Annotated in this window: 19 protein-coding genes and 1 pseudogene; 13 read left to right on the top strand and 7 right to left on the bottom strand. The window is 44.5% G+C overall.

Features of this window, described 5'->3' with window-relative positions:
- Positions 1-143: 143 nt before the first annotated feature.
- A complete protein-coding gene (locus AB4263_RS09395) occupies positions 144-608 on the bottom strand; it encodes a DUF2850 domain-containing protein (RefSeq protein ID WP_019820176.1) in 465 nt (154 codons plus the stop codon).
- A gap of 307 nt (positions 609-915) precedes the next feature.
- Between AB4263_RS09395 and AB4263_RS09390 the strand changes: the two genes are divergently transcribed.
- Positions 916-1,197 (top strand): pyrimidine/purine nucleoside phosphorylase, encoded by a 282-nt coding sequence (locus tag AB4263_RS09390; RefSeq protein WP_017057600.1) that lies wholly within the window; start codon positions 916-918, stop codon positions 1,195-1,197.
- Positions 1,198-1,408: 211 nt separating this feature from the next.
- Here AB4263_RS09390 and AB4263_RS09385 read toward each other — a convergent pair whose 3' ends face one another.
- Positions 1,409-2,281: a pirin family protein gene (locus AB4263_RS09385; protein ID WP_372098119.1), complete on the bottom strand. Its 873-nt coding sequence runs from the start codon at positions 2,279-2,281 to the stop codon at positions 1,409-1,411.
- A gap of 158 nt (positions 2,282-2,439) precedes the next feature.
- Here AB4263_RS09385 and AB4263_RS09380 point away from each other — a divergent pair, with 158 nt between their 5' ends.
- Positions 2,440-2,724, top strand: a complete 285-nt coding sequence (locus AB4263_RS09380; protein ID WP_048614058.1) for a hypothetical protein — start codon at positions 2,440-2,442, stop codon at positions 2,722-2,724.
- Positions 2,725-2,749: 25 nt separating this feature from the next.
- On the opposite strand, the gene AB4263_RS09375 is transcribed toward AB4263_RS09380, so the two are convergent.
- Positions 2,750-3,940 (bottom strand): GGDEF domain-containing protein, encoded by a 1,191-nt coding sequence (locus AB4263_RS09375; protein WP_372098154.1) that lies wholly within the window; start codon positions 3,938-3,940, stop codon positions 2,750-2,752.
- A 315-nt stretch (positions 3,941-4,255) separates the two neighbouring features.
- Between AB4263_RS09375 and AB4263_RS09370 the strand changes: the two genes are divergently transcribed.
- From AB4263_RS09370 to manA, 6 genes and pseudogenes are all read left to right on the top strand, one after another.
- Positions 4,256-4,594, top strand: coding sequence for a DUF1840 domain-containing protein (locus AB4263_RS09370; protein WP_017061543.1), 339 nt, complete (start codon positions 4,256-4,258; stop codon positions 4,592-4,594).
- A gap of 406 nt (positions 4,595-5,000) precedes the next feature.
- The gene (uhpT, locus tag AB4263_RS09365; protein WP_102398465.1) at positions 5,001-6,395 is read left to right on the top strand and encodes a hexose-6-phosphate:phosphate antiporter; all 1,395 of its coding nucleotides are present in this window, start codon (positions 5,001-5,003) and stop codon (positions 6,393-6,395) included.
- A gap of 147 nt (positions 6,396-6,542) precedes the next feature.
- Positions 6,543-7,150, top strand: a pseudogene (gene uhpA / locus AB4263_RS09360) (transcriptional regulator UhpA).
- Positions 7,150-8,646: a signal transduction histidine-protein kinase/phosphatase UhpB gene (uhpB, locus tag AB4263_RS09355; protein ID WP_372098118.1), complete on the top strand. Its 1,497-nt coding sequence runs from the start codon at positions 7,150-7,152 to the stop codon at positions 8,644-8,646. The pseudogene uhpA and the gene uhpB overlap by 1 nt, the downstream one beginning before the upstream one ends.
- 8 nt (positions 8,647-8,654) lie before the next feature.
- Positions 8,655-9,995 carry an MFS transporter gene (locus AB4263_RS09350; protein ID WP_372098117.1) on the top strand — a complete coding sequence of 447 codons (1,341 nt, stop codon included), beginning with the start codon at positions 8,655-8,657 and terminating at the stop codon, positions 9,993-9,995.
- A gap of 291 nt (positions 9,996-10,286) precedes the next feature.
- Positions 10,287-11,492, top strand: coding sequence for a mannose-6-phosphate isomerase, class I (manA, locus tag AB4263_RS09345; protein ID WP_372098116.1), 1,206 nt, complete (start codon positions 10,287-10,289; stop codon positions 11,490-11,492).
- Here manA and AB4263_RS09340 read toward each other — a convergent pair.
- The 4 genes from AB4263_RS09340 to AB4263_RS09325 form a co-directional block, all read right to left on the bottom strand.
- Entirely contained in the window at positions 11,489-12,013 is a 525-nt protein-coding gene (locus AB4263_RS09340; RefSeq protein WP_102321382.1) for an N-acetyltransferase, read from the bottom strand. The two genes, manA and AB4263_RS09340, sit on opposite strands and share 4 nt — an antisense overlap.
- 96 nt (positions 12,014-12,109) lie before the next feature.
- Complete coding sequence (locus AB4263_RS09335; protein ID WP_009846137.1) at positions 12,110-12,367, bottom strand: YdcH family protein; 258 nt, start codon at positions 12,365-12,367, stop codon at positions 12,110-12,112.
- 201 nt (positions 12,368-12,568) lie between these two features.
- Positions 12,569-13,558 carry a rhodanese-related sulfurtransferase gene (locus tag AB4263_RS09330; protein WP_372098115.1) on the bottom strand — a complete coding sequence of 330 codons (990 nt, stop codon included), beginning with the start codon at positions 13,556-13,558 and terminating at the stop codon, positions 12,569-12,571.
- A 264-nt stretch (positions 13,559-13,822) separates the two neighbouring features.
- Positions 13,823-14,971: a PLP-dependent aminotransferase family protein gene (locus AB4263_RS09325; RefSeq protein ID WP_372098114.1), complete on the bottom strand. Its 1,149-nt coding sequence runs from the start codon at positions 14,969-14,971 to the stop codon at positions 13,823-13,825.
- A 115-nt stretch (positions 14,972-15,086) separates the two neighbouring features.
- Between AB4263_RS09325 and AB4263_RS09320 the strand changes: the two genes are divergently transcribed.
- From AB4263_RS09320 to AB4263_RS09300, 5 genes are all read left to right on the top strand, one after another.
- Positions 15,087-15,956 (top strand): GyrI-like domain-containing protein, encoded by an 870-nt coding sequence (locus AB4263_RS09320; RefSeq protein ID WP_372098113.1) that lies wholly within the window; start codon positions 15,087-15,089, stop codon positions 15,954-15,956.
- A gap of 211 nt (positions 15,957-16,167) precedes the next feature.
- A complete protein-coding gene (locus AB4263_RS09315) occupies positions 16,168-17,505 on the top strand; it encodes an MATE family efflux transporter (RefSeq protein WP_102393066.1) in 1,338 nt (445 codons plus the stop codon).
- A 220-nt stretch (positions 17,506-17,725) separates the two neighbouring features.
- Positions 17,726-18,484 (top strand): ATP-binding cassette domain-containing protein, encoded by a 759-nt coding sequence (locus tag AB4263_RS09310; RefSeq protein WP_372098112.1) that lies wholly within the window; start codon positions 17,726-17,728, stop codon positions 18,482-18,484.
- Positions 18,481-19,332, top strand: a complete 852-nt coding sequence (locus tag AB4263_RS09305) for an ABC transporter ATP-binding protein (RefSeq protein WP_017065049.1) — start codon at positions 18,481-18,483, stop codon at positions 19,330-19,332. The genes AB4263_RS09310 and AB4263_RS09305 overlap by 4 nt, the downstream gene beginning before the upstream one ends.
- 48 nt (positions 19,333-19,380) lie before the next feature.
- Positions 19,381-20,910 (top strand): ABC transporter substrate-binding protein, encoded by a 1,530-nt coding sequence (locus tag AB4263_RS09300; RefSeq protein WP_372098111.1) that lies wholly within the window; start codon positions 19,381-19,383, stop codon positions 20,908-20,910.

The following is a 20,910-nucleotide window of genomic DNA, read 5'->3' as shown; positions in this document are numbered from 1 at the left end:
CATGAAGTTATGAAAAGGTGCGACAAACTATAAGAAAATACTGTGGATTGAAGCTGAATCACAAAGTGAAGTATGTTGAGCGAGCGGGGTCGATCGACGGGTAAACTTGAAGACGAATGCTTATGGCAGTATGGATAAGAGGGTTATCTTTTGAATTGCTCAGCTAAGGAAGCGCGTCGTTGTTGCATGACACTATGGGTATCACCAGTCGCAGTATCTTCGTAGCCTTCTTTAATAAATTGCTGAGATGGTACGCTTGGCTCTAATCGCTTTAAGCGAGGCGAATCGTAAGTACCACTGATGGTGTAAACGGTGGTTCCAGAGCCAGTGTTGATCGTGACGATCTTCCCGTCAAAATCGAATGAGGTAGTGATAAGACGATGATTCATCATCACACCGTTTTCTGAAAGTGTCAGGATGTCGGTGTTGTAAGGTGGCGCCGCAATCTCTATCCATGTGCCATAGACGTTGCTTGGGCTGACAGATTGCTGGTGGGCTTGGTAAGCAAAATAGCCGGCGGTGAGGGCAACCATAAAGCCAGCTAATAGGAAGCCGTAGAGTAACGATTTGGCAAATAGATCTCTGCTTTTAGTCGGCTTTTTTGCCATTATCTCTTCATTTTTCGACTGATATTGTTTTAGATTCTATTAATTAAAACCTTAGTTTGCAAAAATTGTTCTAAGAGTTAGAAGCAGGATCGAATGTTCTAATAAATGTGGTTGCGTTAGTGGTTTTTAGCCTTGCTCCTCAGTATTTACGCTATCAATGAAAGCGAACTCCAGAAATGCTTAAGCTATGCGTATTTATTTCTTGTAGGAAAGTCTCGAATTGGTTAAAACAATTATCACCTAAATTTACGCATAGGCTTACTCGGTGAGCTCAATAATTGCAATTTGAAGATAACAAGGAAGTACAATGATTAAAGAAAACACATACTTTGAAGGTGGCGTTAAGTCGTTAGCGTTTAACCAGTCTGGTGCTGATGTGAGTGTTGGTGTAATGGCGGCTGGTGAGTACACTTTTGGTACTGCGGCTCCAGAAAAGATGACCGTTGTTAAAGGTGCTTTGATTGTAAAGCGTGTTGGCGATGATGATTGGACGACATACCAATCTGGTGAGTCTTTTGACGTTGCGGGTGACTCTTCATTCGACCTACAGGTAAAAGAAGCGACAGCTTACCTATGTGAGTATTTGTAATCAGATCTAAATTTGTTCAATCAGGGCATCGTTTGTCTCTGATTGAATAGAAAAAAACCACGCTCTAGGAGCGTGGTTAAATAAGTGATAGTAACCGGCAGTGGATAGTGTCACTTGTTTTTGTAGTCATCAAATGGATGACCAAATCGTTGTTCGTTGCAAAATCTCTTCAACCTTCAAAGCTCAAAGCTCAAAGCTCAAAGCCAAGACATCAGTAAGTCTCAAACATGCCGTTGTTGTAGTCTTGAATTGTCTGTTCAATCTCTTCCATCGAGTTCATGACAAACGGACCATAGTGCACGACAGGTTCATTAATCGGCTGACCAGAAAAAATCAGTACACCTGAATCTTCTAGGCTTTCTAAAGACAACAATTCAGCTTTGGTGAGCAGGGCAAGTTGACTTTGGTTGATGACTTTGTCGCCGATCTTAATACTGCCTCGGTACACATAAGTCATGGCATTGTGATTAACATTAGTCCCTAACGTGACTTTTTGCCCAGAATGAGAGCGCCAATCCGCAACGCTTAATGGCACACCTGTTTTCTGTAATGGACCCTGCGCTCGTAAAGCCTCTGAATCCTTGTCAGTTTGGTTGTGCAGTTCAAACCCTCCGGCAATCACTCTTAACAAACCACTTTGTTCACTTTGATGCTCCGCGATGCTTTCACTTTGGAAATCGTGATACTGAGCTGGCTGCATTTTGTGTGTCGCAGGTTGGTTTATCCAAATCTGAAAACCATGCAGCGCACCTTCTTCCATCATTGGCATTTCGCTGTGAATGACACCACGGCCTGCGGCCATCCATTGAGCGCCACCGCTGCGTAGCTCTCCAACATTCCCCATATGGTCTTTGTGTTGGAAGTGACCTTGGAGCATGTAAGTGAGCGTTTCTATCCCACGGTGAGGATGTGGAGGAAAGCCGCCAACATAGTCTTTGCTTTCATCCGACTTCAGTTCATCAATCATTAAAAATGGAGAGAAACGTGCGTTATTAAAACCTGCGAGTCGTTGGATTTTGACGCCATCACCATCTGAGGTGGCATGTGCTGTAATCACATGATCTACTGCTCTTACATTCGTCATTTTGAAACCCTCATAAACTTGAATAGCTGTAGTTTATGTAATTTGATTTAAAAAGAAGATGGCACAGCGTTGAGTGACTTATTCGAAAATCTTGAACAGGTAACAAGATGAAATTATGTCTATACTTGAGTAGAGAGTAGACCGCCAAGGAGGCCGCTATGGCAGTTCAGCAAAAACATGGCGAAAGGCATGGTCGGATGGGTTTTGATAACGACTTTACAACGGAGCAAAGTCAGCGTTTTACAGAAGTTGCAAACAGCGCGGTTAAACGCCGCGTCAAAAAACGTGAGATTGAAGCACCGTTTATTCAGTCGGCTAAGCAAGCTGCTTTTAAAACCGTGGTGAGGCGACCTAAAGGTAATAACCCAAACCGAACACGGCAAGTCATATGGATTATTATGATCGGGTTAGTGAGCCTTTGGCTTATGTACCTTGCAGGTTAGCAGCGCCGCTAAGTTATAGGGCTGGCTAGCGTTGACGGGTTTTTAATAGCGTAACATTGTTCCCTTCGACCTTTGCTTCAAGACAATCTTCAAGTTCAGAAGAATCTGACCCTGAGCAGGTTAGATTCGTCGGTAGTTCTTCTATCAAGGTTGATACTGGGTTGTCGTGATAATAAGCGTATCGGTTTTTCCCTGAATGCTTGGCAACATACATCGCTTTATCAGCACATCTCGTCAGCTCATGTAATTCTTGGGCATCTTGCGGATACAAAGCAACCCCAACACTTAACGTCAATTCCTTGATTCTCTCGTTTGTTTGGCAGCCGCTTTCGAACAGCCCGCAGATCCTATCTAGAATGCCGTCTAGATCTTTACGAGTTGGCACATCGTAGAGCATCAGAACAAACTCGTCTCCAGCAAAGCGCGCGATGGAATAATCGTATTCATGGCTTTTTCTGTCTCTGGTTCGAATGTTGTTGCTCAAGCGATTGGCAAAATGCTGTAAGACACTGTCTCCCACATCGTGCCCGTAGCTGTCGTTAATGCCTTTAAAGTCATCTATATCCAAAAAGACCAATGCCGTAAGTGATCGCTCACTATCTACGGTGGCTAGTTTTTCTGTCGCCCAGCGTTCAAAGCTCCAACGGTTTGCCAAGCCGGTTAACTGATCTCTGTAAGCGAGATCTTCAATGCCTTCTTTATAAAGGCGTTGGATATAACTGACGGCTTTTGTGTAGTAATAAGCGGATGTGTGACACACCAAGCTCATAGTAAACAGGCTAAGAATAAACCGATGTGTGCTGTTAAATGGCAGAGAAAAGTTATTGGGCATTGCCGTAATTAAGGTGCTGATAAACAAACAAAATGAGGTGCTAAAGATGATTCCAATTCTGAAGTCATTGATAAAAATCACCGCCGCCAGAATAGGGTAGAGCCAAAGAATTCGGTCAGGAATGGCGTGACTGTACAAAAATAGGATGACCCCTTGAACCAGTAAAACACCGCTCAGGATCAATTCGGAATATTCAGGGTTAATGACTTTTCTTACGTAAAATGCATTGGAGATAGCGATCAGTGCAAAACACAATTCGAAAACCGACAGTGTGTAATGTTGGCCTTGGAAGTAAGCCCAAGTGTAGAAAATGAATAACGCAGCGGCAGTCAGTGAAAAGGAGTGGACAATTTTTTGCTTGCGGGTGGATCGTATGTCCGCCATTTCTTCTAGGTGCCTGCCGACGAGCCTTTTCATGTGATCTGTGCCAAAGTTTTTGATAATGGTGTTAATAGTAGATTAAATAACAAGCTATGCAGAGGCTTAGATGTCTATTTAGTGTGACTACTATCAAGGTTTCATATGAAAGGCTGTTCAATCAATTCCAAATAGTGATGTATATCACCGATGGTGCTGGTCATCTCTAGAAGATTAGATTTAAGCATCAAACTTGTAACCGTTGTTTGATGTTTATCTACTTGCTTTCCAGAGAGTTACTCCACATAGTTTGTAAACGACCAAAATTAAGAAAGGCTCATTATGTTAATTACCTTTAGTTGTAAAGCTCATGCTAGTGTCACGATGTTTGGTGAAGTCGGCCTCCAGTTCATCAAGATGCTTGGGCATAGCGGCTCCATCCCAGGTGCTATGGATGCTTCAGAGGTTCCTCAAGCTCTGGATAATCTACGTGCAGCTATTGCAGCAGAGCAGAGCAAGTCCGTAGAGCATGAAAATACTGATGACGACAATGAAGAAGAGGTGGTTGAAGCGCCTGTTAATATCGGTAGTCGAGCGTTCCCACTGGTTGAATTATTAAAAGCTGCCATCAAAGATGAATGTGAAGTAATGTGGGAAGACGGTAGCGGCAAGCGACTGTAGTACGATTCACGCGAAACGTAACAAGCCTATTGAATCTATTTTAATCAGAATGAATGCTGAACCAGTATCGGACACACCATGACCATGGAGTTTTATGGTGATGAACCGATACTGGTGTTTTTTTAGTGAAGTAATCCACTCGTTTCTGTTTATTTACAAGGTTCGTCAGCCCTGAAATGAGTGACTTTTGTTATCGTAATATCAATCCATAACAGACCGTAAACAAAGTGATGCTGTTCACGCTTTCTTGACTCCCAATTCTGAACTAAGAATTTTTCCTAGTTATTCTAAGACCCTCTCTCATGCGGTCGATTTTTAGACTCCTTATTATTTCACGGTCAACTAACAAACAATGTATGGCCGCAATTATGCCGTGCAGACCTCACAAAAAATAAGAGAGTTCACAATGTTAAAGTTCCTAGATCAGGTTCGAAAACCGACGCTGGATCTTCCGGTCGAAACTAGAAGAAAAATGTGGTTTAAACCATTCCTACAATCTTACCTCGTCGTGTTCATTGGTTATCTAACCATGTATTTGATCCGTAAGAACTTCAATGTCGCGCAAAACGACATGATTTCTACTTATGGATTATCGATGACGGATCTAGGTCTTATCGGTCTGGGTTTCTCTATCACTTACGGTATCGGTAAAACCGTCGTTTCCTATTATGCCGATGGTAAAAACACCAAGCAGTTCCTGCCATTCATGCTTGTCCTTTCTGGTATCGCTATGTTGGGCTTCAGCTTCAGTATGGGCGGTGGCAGTGCTAGCTTATTCTTGATGGTTGCCTTCTATGCGTTGAGTGGTTTCTTCCAAAGTACCGGCGGTCCTTCAAGCTACTCGACCATCACTAAATGGACGCCTCGTAACAAGCGTGGTTCTTATTTAGGCCTTTGGAATATGTCGCACAACGTGGGTGGCGCAGGTGCCGCTGGTGTTGCTCTGTTTGGAGCTAACTACCTATTTGATGGCAACGTGATCGGTATGTTCGTGTTCCCATCAATCATTGCGATTGTGGTTGGCTTTATTGGTATGCGCTTTGGTAATGACTCTCCAGAAGCCTATGGTCTAGGTACGGTTGAAGAGTTGTTTGATGAAGAAGTCAGCGAAGAAGATACGGCTGCTGAAGAAAATCAAATGACTAAGAAAGAGATCTTTGTTGAATACATCCTGAAAAACAAAGTGATCTGGTTGCTCTGCTTCGCGAATATCTTCTTATACATTGTTCGTATCGGTATCGATCAATGGTCTACCGTTTATGCGTATCAAGAGCTAGGTCTATCAAAAGAAACCGCGATTTCAGGCTTCACTCTGTTTGAGGTTGGTGCACTGGTCGGTACGTTAATGTGGGGTTATCTGTCAGACCTTGCGAACGGACGCCGTGCTTTGGTTGCTTGTGTATCGCTTGGCCTGATTATCGTTTCGCTAGAGTTCTACCAGCATGCAACCAGTGAGTTCATGTACCTAGCATCACTGTTTGTGCTTGGTTTCCTAGTATTTGGTCCTCAGTTGCTGATTGGTGTTGCTGCAGTAGGTTTCGTGCCTAAGAAAGCAATCAGTGTTGCGGATGGCGTGAAAGGTACATTTGCTTACCTAATTGGTGACAGCTTTGCCAAACTTGGCCTAGGTATGATTGCAGACGGCACACCTATTTTTGGCTTAACGGGTTGGAAAGGCACGTTCGCAGCGCTTGATACGTCAGCTGCCATTTGTATCGTGTTACTGCTATTCGTTGCGGTTGCGGAAGAGAAGAAAATTCGTCACGCGAAGAAGATGCACCTAGCGGCTCAAAACGCGTAATTATTATCACGTGCTTTATTTGATTAAAGCACGTGAGATCATACCAATCGCTAGTTCGATTCAGTATCATCTCTATCAATAAACTTAATATTAAATAGCTCCTGTCGGGGCTATTTTTCTTTCTTACTCTTAATTCTGGTTAATATCATGATTAATGTTGCGCTTGTTGATGACCACGTCATTGTTCGTTCGGGCTTTGCTCAATTACTCAGTCTTGAAACTGATATTACGGTCGTGGGTGAATTTAACTCTGCGGCAGAAGCGCGCCTAGGATTGCCAAGCTGTCACCCTGATGTCGTGATCTTGGATATCTCAATGCAAGATGAAAGTGGCCTGAGCTTATTGGAAGAGATTCCATCTGGCATTGCCAGCATCATGTTGAGCGTTCATGACTCTCCGGCGATGGTTGAGAAGTCTTAGAGTTAGGAGCCAAAGGTTATCTCAGCAAGCGCTGTAGCCCTGATGAGTTAATTCAAGCCGTACACACGAGCGCAAATGGTGGCTGTTATCTCACGCCCGATATCGCCATAAAGCTTGCGACACCCATGAAGAACAAAGCCACTTTAAATCAGCTCACCCGCAGAGAAAGCGAAGTGTGCCAGTTATTGGCAACAGGGCTCGATGTAAAATCTATCGCCGTAGAGCTAGGGGTTAGCCATAAAACGGTGCATGTACATCGAGCCAATGCGATGGACAAACTCAATGTTAAGAACAACGTCGAGTTAGCTAAATTGTTTACACAAGACCAGTATTAATGCGTTCTTACCTAGCCACCTCCCTGTGTGGGGTTTTTATGGCTGGTTGTGCATGGTTCTGTTTGTGGGTTATTGCCTTCTATTTTATTAATGACCCTGAGTTAGCCATTCTGCTTTTCCCGTTTTCACTTCGATTGGGAATGACGCTGCACACTCGCACTCACTATTGGCCTGCTATCTATATTGCCGAGTGGGGGCTTGCGATCGCTTTAGCTCTGCTACTTGATGAACCTCAATGGCTGACGATACTCATCGCCAGTGGATTGAGTATTCCTGTCACGCTAATTGCCAAGCGTTATTACTATGGTGATCAAAATCGTCACTTGTTAGTGATGGCGAGCTTAATCATGGTCACAGCATTCATTAATGTTGCCGTTGTGGGTTCTCATGTTCCGGCTGTTTACATGGTGTGGTTGGTGAGTATTACTGGCGGACTGATGCTGGTGCCGATGTGTTATCTGGTCTGGAACTATCTATTCCAAAATAAGTGGGCGCCACTGAGCTCTTGTTTAATCAACAATGTTGTTGAGTTCAAAATCCGTCATATTGCTTTATATAGCGTGTTGTTGGTCGCCAGTATTTTGATACAAACCAGTTTGCCTGATGAGCTAAGGCGCTTTGCCCCGTTCTGTATGGCGATCCCTATTATCTTGCTCGCCGTTCGTTATGGATGGCAAGGTGCTCTGCTTGCAACAATGTTAAATAGTGTCGCGTTGATTGCAGCCCACAGCGGAACATCCAAACTCGAAATTACCGACTTACTCTTGTCTCTATCTGCTCAAACCATCACAGGTATACTGCTTGGTTTAGCGGTTCAAAAGCAGAAAGATCTCAACTCCAAATTGCGAAGTGAACTCTCCAGAAATCAAAACCTTTCACGTCAGTTAGTTACCGCTGAAGAGTCGGTTCGTCGTGATATTGCGCGTGAACTGCATGATGAAATCGGCCAAAACATCACGGCAATTCGTACTCAGGCAAGCATTATTAAACGTGTCGACGCGGCTGAGATGAGCGTTCGCTGTGCGGGTACCATTGAATCATTATCTTTGAATGTTTATGACACCACCAAACGTCTACTTACAAAACTAAGACCTAAGATGTTGGACGATCTTGACCTAAAAGATTCCGTGGAACAGCTTATTCGAGAGATGGAGTTTTCGGATCATGGCGTTGATATCCAGTTAAATTGGCAAGGTGATTACTCGTGTTTGAGTGACACGCTCAAGGTCACTATCTTCAGGCTGTGCCAAGAATCTCTAAACAATGCCTCTAAATACGCCAACGCGAGCGAAATCAGAATTGAACTGATTCTAGATGATCAGGCTTATCTTCGGATCTCAGACAATGGCGTTGGTTTTACAGCGCAAGACCTTCTCAAAGGAATGGGGGTTCGCGGTATGCAAGAGCGTGTTCAGGCGCTCGGCGGCAAGATGACCATTAACGCTAATGGCTCATCTTCGGGTACCAATATCAGCGTTACATTACCTAAAGTGTGAGAACGAATATGTTTGGATTTCTGCGCTCAGCTACGTCAAATACTCATGCTCTAACAGATGATGAAGTCAACCAGAGTTATCGCTATTGGCGCCTTCACATCATGATAGGAATGTATGTCGGCTATGCGGGTTTTTACTTCACTCGTAAAACCTTTAATTACGCCGCGCCTGCAATGATCACCGATCTAGGTTTGGACAAAGGCGATATCGGCTTAATTGGCACGCTCTTTTATCTTTCTTATGGCTTATCGAAATTTATCTCAGGCACGATATCGGATCGGTCGAACCCTCGTTACTTCATGGGGCTTGGCCTAATCGCGACTGGTCTGATAAACATCGCGTTTGGCTTTTCGAGTTCGTTAGCGGCTTTTATCTCGCTATGGGTATTGAATGCATGGTTCCAAGGTTGGGGCTGGCCATCGTGTTCCAAGTTATTGACGACTTGGTATTCTCGCTCCGAAAGAGGCTTTCGCTGGGCAATCTGGAATACAGCGCACAACGTTGGTGGAGCGCTTATCCCTATTCTTGTGGGTTATCTAACGCTGCAGTTCAGTTGGCGAGCTGGGTTTATCTGGCCGGGTGTGATTGGTGTTTTTATCGGTCTTATTATCTGCTGGCGCTTACGTGACAAGCCCACCACCATGGGACTTCCGACGGTAGGGAAGTGGCGCAGTGATCACCTGGAATTAGCGCAAGAGAGCCATGGGCAAGGGTTAAGCTATCGAGAGATCCTGAAAACCTATGTGTTCAGCAATAAGTACATTTGGTTGCTCGCCTTTAGTTATGTGTTGGTTTACATCGTAAGAACGGCAGTTAACGACTGGGGCAATTTATACCTCACCGAAGAACACGATTACAGTTTGATCAACGCCAACGCTGCCTTGTCTCTGTTCGAGATAGGAGGTTTTGTTGGTTCACTTGTTGCTGGGTGGGGATCGGATAGGTTGTTTGGTGGCAACCGCGGTCCAATGAACATCTTGTTTGCGATTGGCATCTTCCTTTCGGTTTCGGCTTTATGGCTTATGCCTTTAACCAACTTTGTGTTTCAAGCGGCTGGGCTATTCTGCGTTGGCTTTTTTGTTTTTGGCCCTCAAATGCTTATTGGCATGGCGGCGGCGGAATGTTCACATAAAGACTCTGCCGGGGCGGCGACAGGTTTTGTTGGCTTGTTTGCTTATATGGGAGCAGCACTTTCTGGTTACCCATTAGCGCTCGTTCTAGAAGCTTACGGCTGGAGTGGGTTCTTCATTACCATCTCTACTTGTGCGGCCGTTATTGGCTTGCTGTTACTGCCTTTCCTACAAGCTCAATCACCTCAGAAAAGTGCAGAAGCTCGCTCTGGTTTTTAAGGAACGATAACAAGATAGTCACTAGTGTTTGTATTCAGATGCTTGTATCGCTTCTGTAATCAGTGCGATACAAGCCGCTATCTTATTCTCAGCGCTTTCTACTCGTGATATTCAAATGTGACTATTTTCACGCTTTTCATCGGTCTCACCTGTTTCTAAGAATTTTTCCTATTGCGTCTAAGACCTCATCTCATGTGGGTTCTAGCCGAGCTCTGTAGTCTTTCTAATTATTTACGTTATTAGAAATCAGCTCTCTGAATTGTGTTCAAAGGGCTCATTACGGAAAGCGCCATGTCACTCAGCCATTTCTCAGAACACTCATTTTTCCCAATGGAAAACACCATCCAAAATTATGCATGGGGAAGCATTTCTTCGATACGAGAGCTGTTTGGCTTCAAAAATGAGTCACAAGAACCGCAAGCGGAAGTTTGGATGGGAGCGCATCCGAAGGGCTGCTCAATGGTTAAGCTTGACCAACATTTGGTGACTCTATCTGATCTGATTAACAAGAACAAACCGGCTTATTTATCTACTGATATTGCGCAGGAGTTTGGTGAACTGCCGTTCTTATTTAAGATCTTGGCAGCAGAAAAAGCGCTATCTGTTCAGGTTCATCCAAACAAGCGCCAAGCAGAGGTTGGCTTTGCAAGAGAGGAGCAAGCAGGAATCCCTCTGACTGCAGGACATCGTAATTACAAAGACTCTAACCACAAACCTGAATTGGTTTACGCGATCACTGAATATCAAGCAATGAATGGCTTTCGAGAATTCGATGAAATATTAGGTCTGTTCAAAAAGTTGGATTCGAGCGAACTGGCTGGTTTGGTTGAAGAGTTTGGTAACAATCTTGATTCTCTAGGCTTAGAAGTATTTTTCCGTGATCTGTTAACTCTAGATGACCAACGTAAACACCGTGCATTAGAGCAACTTCTGACTTACGCGGCTGCTCATCAAGACCAAGCGGAGTTTGCTTTGGTTATTGAGCTTAGTCATCAGTATCCAAACGATATTGGTCTATTTTGTGTTCTGCTTCTTAACTTGATCACATTGAACCCGGGTGAAGCGATGTATTTGAATGCGAATACTCCGCATGCTTACATTAAGGGAACTGGGCTCGAGATCATGGCAAATTCAGACAACGTTTTGCGAGCAGGTTTAACGCCAAAGCACATTGATGTCGCCGAGTTGGTTGCCTGTACAGAGTTCAAACCGATCCCGTTTGAACGCTTGTTGTTAGCGCCCTCAAAACTGGGTCAATGTGATAGTTATGATATTCCTGTCAGTGATTTTGATTTGAATATCTTTCATCGCCCTCAGCAAGAAGAAGTGATCACAAGCGGTGCTGAAATTTTAATGGCGATAGATGATGATTTAACGTTAATGAGTCAGAAAGGTGAACACCTAACACTCACCAAAGGGCAATCGGTATTTATCCCAGCTTATATTGGTCATTATGTACTGAGCAGTAATGGGCGAGTGGCTAGGGCGTTTAATTAGAGATGGTGTTTGTGGTATAGATTGAGCTCCATCCCCACAAAATCATCATCTCCTTCATCAACAACGTGATAGCCAAGCGATTGATAAAAGTTAATAGCACGAGCATTACTTTTAAAACTCGATAGAGTGACTTGACTAAGTTGCTCTGCCATAGCTTTTTTATGTATGAGAGTCATGACTTGCTTGCCAAGCGAACGACCTTGGTACTGGGGGGAAATGATCAGCAAATGAATATGGTATGCGTTGTCATAAGGTTTAAAGCAGGCGAGCCCCACTCTTTTATTTTCGCGATATACCCAATGAAACCAAGATGGATGGTATTCGTTTAAAAGTCGTTGACGTTGAAAGTCGTCATCCCAGCCGAAAACGCTATCTACGTGTATGAAGATACCTTGTTTAACACACGCAAACAGTTCATCGAATTCAGAATTTGAAGCGAGTTGGAGTTGTATGTTCTCTTCTTTCATTGCCACTTTTACCGCTTCCTTATCAAACGCCTTTGAATAAGCAAACAGTAACATAATTGAAGAAGCCGAATTAGCTTAGATTTGCGAAGTGATGAAACCAAAAAGCCATGCGTGATGCATGGCTAAGAATAAAGTCTTGGATTGATTTTTCTATACGATCTTAAGCGCGTGATGGCGCGTGAGCTGTTTGTGTAGCGAGTCTTTGAGCTCCATGCGTTCTACTTTGAGGTTGTGCATGCTGTCGTCATCGATAGGGCTGCCAGAGATTTCTAGCTGACGGATGTCGTAGTCGAGTTGGTGGTATTTCTGCATGTCTGCTTTGAATTTTTCGTCGTCGTGGTTGAGCTGAACAATGTCTAATTTAAGATCTGGGAAATCTAAGATAAAGGCATGGTTTTCATTGAGCATTGGCACTTCCTCTCTAGTCGGATTTTTAACAGTATAGAAGTAATTTTTCGAAAGAAATGTGGTTCAAAACACAAAGCCGTAAAGCGATCAAAAAAGGGCGCAAACTCGTGGGATTATCCTCGAAATTGCGCCCTTTTGTATGTATATAGCTAACTATTTATAGTTATATGTTTAGAACTATAAGAGTTTAAAGCAGAAAGTTTACTTTGCTTTCTTACCAGAGCGTTGCTGCTCTTTGTGTGCAAGTTTCTCTTTTTTGCGTTGCTCGATAAGGTGAGCAGCTTCGCCGCCTACGTGGGTTTCGCCACGAGCATTCGACAGTTGAACTTGCTTTTCACGTTCACGGAAACGGGCTTTCTGCTCGTCGCTGTGCTTATTAATACACTTAGGGCAGCTTACGCCTTTCTCGAAGTGCTCAGAGGCTTTGTCTTCGTCAGTGATTGGCAGACGACACGCGTTACACACATCGTAACCGCTCTTTTCTAGCTGGTGGTTTACTGCAACACGACCATCAAATACGTAGCAGTCGCCTTCCCACATGCTCTCTTCTTCTGGTACTTCTTCTAGGTACTTAAGAATGCCGCCTTCAAGGTGGTAAACCTCATCAAAGCCTTGCTCTTTCATGTAGGCCGTTGATTTTTCGCAACGAATACCGCCAGTACAGAACATCGCGACTTTTTTGTGTTTCTTAGGATCGAGATTTTCTTCAACGTATTGAGGGAATTCACGGAAGGTTTCTGTGTTTGGGTTTACAGCATTTTTGAATGTACCGATATCGACTTCGTAGTCGTTGCGAGTATCAACCAGAATTACATCAGGGTCAGAAATCAGAGCGTTCCATTCGTTTGGTTTCACGTAAGTGCCGACAACGTGGCGTGGGTCGATACCCTCAACGCCCATGGTTACGATCTCTTTCTTAAGCTTAACTTTGGTGCGGTTGAATGGTTGTTCTTCGTTGAATGACTCTTTGTAAACAACATCAGCCAAACGAGAATCTTGTTTGAACCATTTAAGAAGAGCGTCGATAGATTCGCGCTTACCTGCAACGGTGCCGTTGATACCTTCACTCGCAAGTAGCAAAGTACCGCGGATTTGGTTGGCTTCTAACACGTCAGTGAGTGGCTGGCGAATTTCTTGGTAATCATCAAGTGCTACGAATTTATACAGAGCACATACAACATATTGAGACATGGTTTTTCCTTTCTGCGAGCTGGAACGTAAATCCAGAGCGGTTGCCTTTTATGATACATACTGAATTTGATTTACTCAGGTTTGCCCATATTGGCTTATTAAAATCCGCCGCAGTATAACCAAGCCAAGGAAGGACAAAAACCAACCAAAAGTAGGGCTATTTAACGCCTTTTTTATTGTGGATTTATGGTTTGAGGAACGAAAAAGCCCTGCTGTACAAATACAGCAGGGCTTGGTGTTGAATCTGTCTTACTTAATCAGCGATTACGCTTGGTTAAGTACTTCCGCTAAGCGTTTCACCGCTTCAGTCAGCTCTTCTGGTTTAGCGTTAGTGAAGTTTAAGCGCAGTGCAGCTTTTGCTTCATCAGCCTTTGGATAAAATACTGGGCTTGGTACAACCGCCACACCATTCGATAGCAAAGTCTTAGCTAATTCGAAGGTATCGCACTCTGGGATTTCTACCCAAATGAACATCCCGCCATCTACGGCTTTTAACACGCAATCTGCAGGCAGTTGTTTTTTTAGCTCTGAGAACAACACTTCATAACGAGACTTGTACAGTGTGCGAATGTTTTCCATGTGTACGTTGAAGTCTTCATGTTTTAGAAGACCAACAAGCAGTGCTTGCATAGGTACACTTGAGTGTAAATCCGCGCCTTGTTTGACTTTGATCAGTGGCTCAAGGTAGCTGCGTTTACCTGTTACCGCGCCAATGCGTAAGCCTGGCGATGCAATCTTAGAGAATGAACGAAGAACGATAGAGTTGTCAGGGCAGAACGAAGAAACCAATGGCAGCTCTGTGCCTGTGAAACGTAGCTCACGGTATGGCGCATCTTCAATGAATGCCACGTTGTATTTGATACACAGCTCAGCCACTTTTTGACGAGTTTCTGTTGCCCAGCACACACCGGTTGGGTTGTGAAAATCAGGCACCGCGTAGAACATTTTTGGCGCTTGCTGTGCAAAGCATGTTTCCAATTCATCTAGATTCGGCCCAAATTCGGTTTGAGACACGGTCGCAATGTTTGCTTGAACTAGGCCAAACACCTGCATCGCACCTAAGTAGCTTGGCGCTTCCATCACAACCACATCACCTGGGTCGACATACGCACGCGCAATCAAATCCAAACCTTGCTGAGAGCCAGTACAAATCATTGCCGTGTGTGATTCTGGCAATTGGTAGCTTTGTGTTAGGTGGTCAAGCAACGGGCCGTAACCGGAAGTAGAACCGTATTGGAAAACTTCAGGCATGTTCGCTAGGTTTTCTAGCGTTGGCTTCATTAAATCGATAGGGAATGTTTTCTCGTCCGGTAAACCACCGGCCAATGAGATGACATTTGGATCACTTGCGGCTGCGAGGATCTCTCGAATGTATGAAGATTGAATCTGTTGTAATGACTGTGCGATTTCCATGTGTTGTGTCTCGTCGTTTATCGTTTTTATTCTATCGCTTGATATTACACGGCAATTGTAAAAACTAGCGTGTCCGTTTATGCTCTTAAACATGTCCATTTATGCTATTTAAACGATGTCACGTCAACACATATCGCGAATCAATGATGTCCTGTTCCATATTCACCAAGACATCAGTCAGCCTTTGTCTGCCAAAGAGTTATCTGAGATAGCGGCCTATTCAGAACAGCACTTTCATCGCACCTTTAAAAGCGTGGTCGGGGAGTCGTTGCATCAATATATCCGACGCACTCGAATGGAGTATGCAGCCAACCAATTGATGTTTGATACCAGCTCGTCAGTGGTCGAGATCGCCCATAAATGTGGCTTTAGCTCGGTGTCTTCGTTTAGTCGAGCATTTAAAGCGACCTTTAATATGTCTCCGGGCGAGTGGCGTAAACACGATTTACAAGTAGCAGAAAAACCCTATTTGAAAGATCCCGAAGTGGCGGCGGGCTATTTGAATGTGGCGCAGCGAGTATTGCCCGAACCCAAGATCGTTGAAGTGCCTGAACACATGGCGGCCTATGTTCGACATACGGGTTATAACCGCTCTATTCGCAATGCGTGGTTGATATTGAAAGCGTGGGCGAATTCCGAACAGCGTGATTTTTCGAGCCAATTTGGTTTGCATCACTCAAACCCTGCTTGGGTTGAGATGGATCAGTGCCGCTATGTGGCGTGTATCGCGATTGATGAGCCGATTAAGTATCGTAGCGTAGTTAATCAGATGGTGATTCCGGGCGGCTTACACGCTGTGTTTCGACTAAATGGCCGCTATGGAGAACTGCTACCACAGATCAGTATGGTGTTAGAAAAGTGGCTACCCACATCTGGTTTCAAACAGCGCTCGACTCCCGCGTATGTGCATTATCATCAGAATCATTTTCTCAACACCGATGAAGTGTTCGAACTCGATTTCTACCTTCCCGTGAGCTTTTACTAATCGATGGTTGTGCTGTTTTGTTGACCCAGACTTTGATCTTTTGTTGAGACAAATTAGCACAACCAATAGCAGCTAACGATTTTATGCAGTTGGCCTAAGATAAAGATGCTTTGTTGATAATCTACTCTAAGTAAATGATGACAACGTACGGATTAAACGATAGCATTTCGTTCTAATTGCAAATAGTTCTTAATATCACCCGCTAGAATATATGACCATTACCCACAAAGATTATCTGAAAATCGCTTTCCCTTTCATCATCTCAACGGTGACACAACCTCTGTTAGGTGCTGTGGATACCGCTGTTATTGGCCAACTTGGTATTGCTGAATTGATTGGTGGCGTAGCGATCGGCACCATCATTATGAACACCATGTATTGGTTGTTTGGTTTTTTCCGTGTCAGTACCACGGGCCAAAGTGCGATGGCACTGGGTAAGGGAAACCGCACTGATTTGGCGGGTAGCTTGATGCGTCCGTTTGTGCTGTCTGGTTTAGTGGGTTTGATCTTTATCTTGATACAACCACTCATCTGGCAAGGCGCAATGTGGGTGATAGAGCCTGAAGCCAATGTAGCCGAGCACGCGCATATCTACTTCAGTATTTTGATTTATGGCGCGCCTTTCGTGTTGCTTAACTACACCATTATTGGTTGGTTAATGGGACAGGCGAAAGCCAAAGACGTTCTTTATACACAAGTGTTTGGTAATGTGTTGAACATTGTCTTGGATGCGGTGTTTGTACTTTATTTCGATTTGGGTGTCGCAGGTGTGGCTTACGCAAGTTTGATTGCACAAGTTACCACCTTTGCGATTGGTGTGACCTTGGTGATGAAGACCAGCAATATTTCGATCTCTGAGTTCTTGCAAGGCTCGAAGATGACCAAGAAAGACCTATCGACAATCATCTCTTCGAATACCGATCTATTGCTTCGCACCATTTGTATCTTGGTGTTCTTCAACATGATGGCGCGTACTGGCTCTAAACTGGGTACCGATGTTCTAGCGGCTAACGCGATCTTGATGCAGGTGACCTTCATTGTCAGCTATATGTTTGATGGTATTGCCAACGCATCGAGTGTGTTTGCAGGTAAGGCGGTAGGACAGAAGAACCCTTCAATGCTTGATCGTGTTTTAAGGCTTAACTTCCAATGGACGGCAGGTTTCATTGCCGCGCTGACGCTTTTAACTTTGATTTTTAAAGATATGATTGTTTTCTTGTTTACCGATATTCCAGCGCTGGTCACGCTGTACCAAGAGATGGCTCCGTGGTTAATTGTGTTCCCGCTAGTGGCTGGCTTTGGCTTAACGGTTTACGGCATCTTTACCGGAACGGGAACCACGCGTCCAGTTAGAGACTCAAGCATCGTGACTTTGTTGGTATTCTTAGCGGTACAGGCATTCACCATCGATATTTGGGGCAATCATGGTTTGTGGCTTGCGTTTACTCTGTTCTATCTTGGGCGTATTGCGTTCCTGTATCCGTTCATCGCACAAGTTAAGCAGAAGTGTTACCCAGTCAAAGATGCAGTGCAGGGTGCCATTAACTAAGCTGTCTAATTGCCATCTTTAATACATTATTAATATTTTATGAAAGCGCTTTACTATTTTTATACGATAAATTTGGTGAGCGCTTTTTTGTATGTAATGACTCACTATAAATGGTCAATAAAATTGTAAGTAAAACGCGATACAGTTCAATGTCCGCTTTTCATCGCCTCAGCTAAATGATAATGTTGTTATGTTATAACATCTATCTGTGAGTATCTGCGTGAACGCCCCACTTTTGTCTGTTGACCACCTAACGATCAAAACCTCTTCGAGAACCCTTTTCCAAGATATCCACTTCGATGTTTATCGAGGTGAGCTGTTGGCGATCATGGGACCGTCAGGCATTGGTAAGTCGATGCTTTCTCGCGCTATTGCCGGGTTTCTGCCAGAGACGATTGAAGTTGAAGGTCATATTTCTCTATCTGGTGAAGCTGTGTGTGGTTTGCCTATGTTGCAAAGAACTGCCACACAGCGCCCCGCAGTTATCTTCCAAGATGCCCTTCAAGCATTAAATCCTCTGGTTTCAATCGAAGGTCAACTTAGTTTGGCATTGACGGGGACTCGCACTAAGCTTAAATCAAAAGAAAAAATTCAAATTACCGAGTTGCTGAATCAACTTGGTTTTCCTAATCCAGAAACTATCTTGCCGTTGTACCCGAGCCAAATTTCGGGTGGGCAACGCCAACGTGTGTGTATTGCGATTGGCTTGCTGAGTAACGCCGATATTATCATCGCCGATGAACCAACCAGTGCGTTAGATCCGGTGACAGAGCAAGAGATACTTAAGCTGATTCGACACAATGTTAAACAGCGTCAAATTGGTGGTTTACTCATCACCCATGACCTGCATAGCGCGTTGGCGTGTGACAAGCTGTTAGTCATCGATGATGGTGGTGTGGTGGCTTACGGTGCACCGAAACATGCACTTGAGTCGAGCTCTCACGCTTTCTGCTGTTCATTGAGAGACTTAATCGAATGAGCTCGACCTTATCACTAAACTCAGAAGCCTCGCCATTAATGCCAGTGACTGATTCAGAAACACAAACACCGATAGAGATTAAGTTCGACAATGTGAGTGTTCACTACTACTCCGTACCAAGTTGGTTGGGTGGTAAAGCGTTCAAAGCGCTACAGAACATAGACCTTAATGTTGAAGACAAAAGCCTAGCAATTGTTGGGCGTTCTGGTGCCGGTAAATCAACGTTAATTGAACTGCTATTTGGCCTTAAAGCGCCAACCGTTGGTCAAATAAACTTGTTCGGTTATTCGCTCCCAATTCGCGATAGCAAAGCGCAAGCAACGGTGTGTCGCTTGATTCAATTGGTGCCTCAAGAGCCCCACACTAGCCTCAACCCTTACTATACCGTTCGACAGATCTTAGCCGAACCTCTAAGTAACTTAGATGTTTCGGGTAATCATGAAGCCATCATTGAAGAGGCGCTTTCAGACGTTGGATTGCCTGCCAGTTTGCTCTTACTGAAACCCAATCAGCTTTCTACAGGTCAAGCTCAACGTGTGGCTATTGCTCGGGCTCTTGTCGTTAGACCCGCAGTGCTGGTGGCCGATGAACCTACTGCCAGCCTTGACCCAGTGAATCGCCAAAGGTTGTTGGACTTGGTTAATTCATTAAAAAAGAAGCGCGATATGCGCCTTATTTTGGTTACTCACGATTTAGGTGCCGCAAAAGCCCTTTGTGAAGAAATACTGGTACTCGACCATGGTGAAATGGTGGAGCACGGACCGACCGATCAAGTGATGAGTAAACCTGCTCATCCTGCGACTCAGATGCTGATCGAGTCTCAGCCTCTTTCGAAATCTACTTGTTAAACACAACCTTATTTATTAAAAAAATACAGCTACAGAGAAAAAATAATTATGCGTTTTAATTCAATCAAACTGGCTTGCACGCTTGCGTTGGCTCTGCCTTTGACGGGCTGTTTTGACTCTCAACCAGGGTCTAGCGATGCCGCAGTAAAATCTGAAATTCGAGTTGCGATGATGCAACCACCAAGAACGGGTTTATCGCCACTTTCTGATGACGCTTTTAAGTTATCTCGTTGGAGCACAGCAGAAACTCTGGTTAACCTGAGCCCAACCTCAGAAGCAGAACCTATGCTAGCAACGGATTGGAAACATCTTGATCCTCTGACTTGGCAGTTCACGATTCGCCAAGGCGTTAAATTCCACGATGGCTCTACATTAACGGCAGAGTCAGTTGTGAACTCTCTACAAAAAGCGCTTGAAGCAGCACCTAAGCCGCGCATCCTAGATGGCGTAGAGCTAGAAGTGAAAGCAATGGACAACAACCGCGTAGAGATCAAAACCAGCTTTGATGACCCTCTTCTACCAAGCCGTTTATCAAGCCCTCAATTAGCGATCCTAGCAGCAAGTGCTTATCAAGAAGATGGTCGTGTTAGTCCAATTGGCGCAGGTACTGGCCCGTTTGAGCTGACTGAAATCAACGGCACAACCAGCGCGAAACTGAAACGTTTTGACAGCTACTGGGGCGAAAAAGCGCAAGTAGAATCTGTAATTGCAGAATACGTTCCTAATGGTTTTGCTCGTGCTGCAGCACTGAGAACCGGCACGGCTGACGTCGTTGAAGCGGTACCCGTTTCACAAATCGCGACCATTGATCCGAACCTACTTTACGAAGTGGCAATGCCTCGTACTAATACGCTTTACCTGAACAACAAGTCAGGCGTATTTAGCGATATTGAACTGCGTAAGGTAGCGGCAGCTGCAGTAGACCGTGAGCAGATCGTGAATACTGTTTATGAAAACCACGCGGATATCGCGCAAGGCCTATTAGGTCCTGCACTTGCTTGGGCTGAACCAATTCGACCTGAAGGTCAGGCAGTTGACAAAACGCTAAAAGCGAACGGCGAAAGCATTGTTATTGGTACCTTTACCGACCGTGCAGAGCTTCCAGAAGTGGCAGCGCTACTGAAGCAACAACTTGAAGCGGCTGGTTTCAAGGTTGAGCTGGATATTCGTGAATATGCTCAGATCGAGAACGATGCGCTATCTGGTAAGTTCGACGCGTTTATCCTTTCTCGTGCAACGGTTCTAGATTCGGGTGACCCAGTGGCTTACATGATGAGCGACTTTGGTTGTAAGGGTTCATTCAACCTTGGCCAGTTCTGTTCTCAAGAAGTAGATAAAGCACTGAATCACGCTGACCTACAACCGCTAGGTGCGCTGCGTCACCAAGCGATCATCGAAGCTGAACAAAAAATCCTTAACGATTTTGCTGCGATTCCACTGCTTCACGAACGTGTGATTCAAGGTGAAAGTGAGCGTGTAAGCAATGTCGTTCGTGACCCAAGTGAACGTCGCTTGGTTGACCAAACTACACAGGTCAAAAAAGCGACACAAGTTAACCCGGCAACACAGGCTAACTAA

The sequence above is a fragment of the Vibrio sp. 10N.261.55.C5 genome, assembly GCF_041470505.1.
In the GTDB taxonomy this organism is placed as follows: domain Bacteria; phylum Pseudomonadota; class Gammaproteobacteria; order Enterobacterales; family Vibrionaceae; genus Vibrio; species Vibrio crassostreae_C.
The sequence above is the reverse complement of the archived record's forward strand: the minus strand, read 5'-3'. Positions and strand labels throughout refer to the sequence as shown.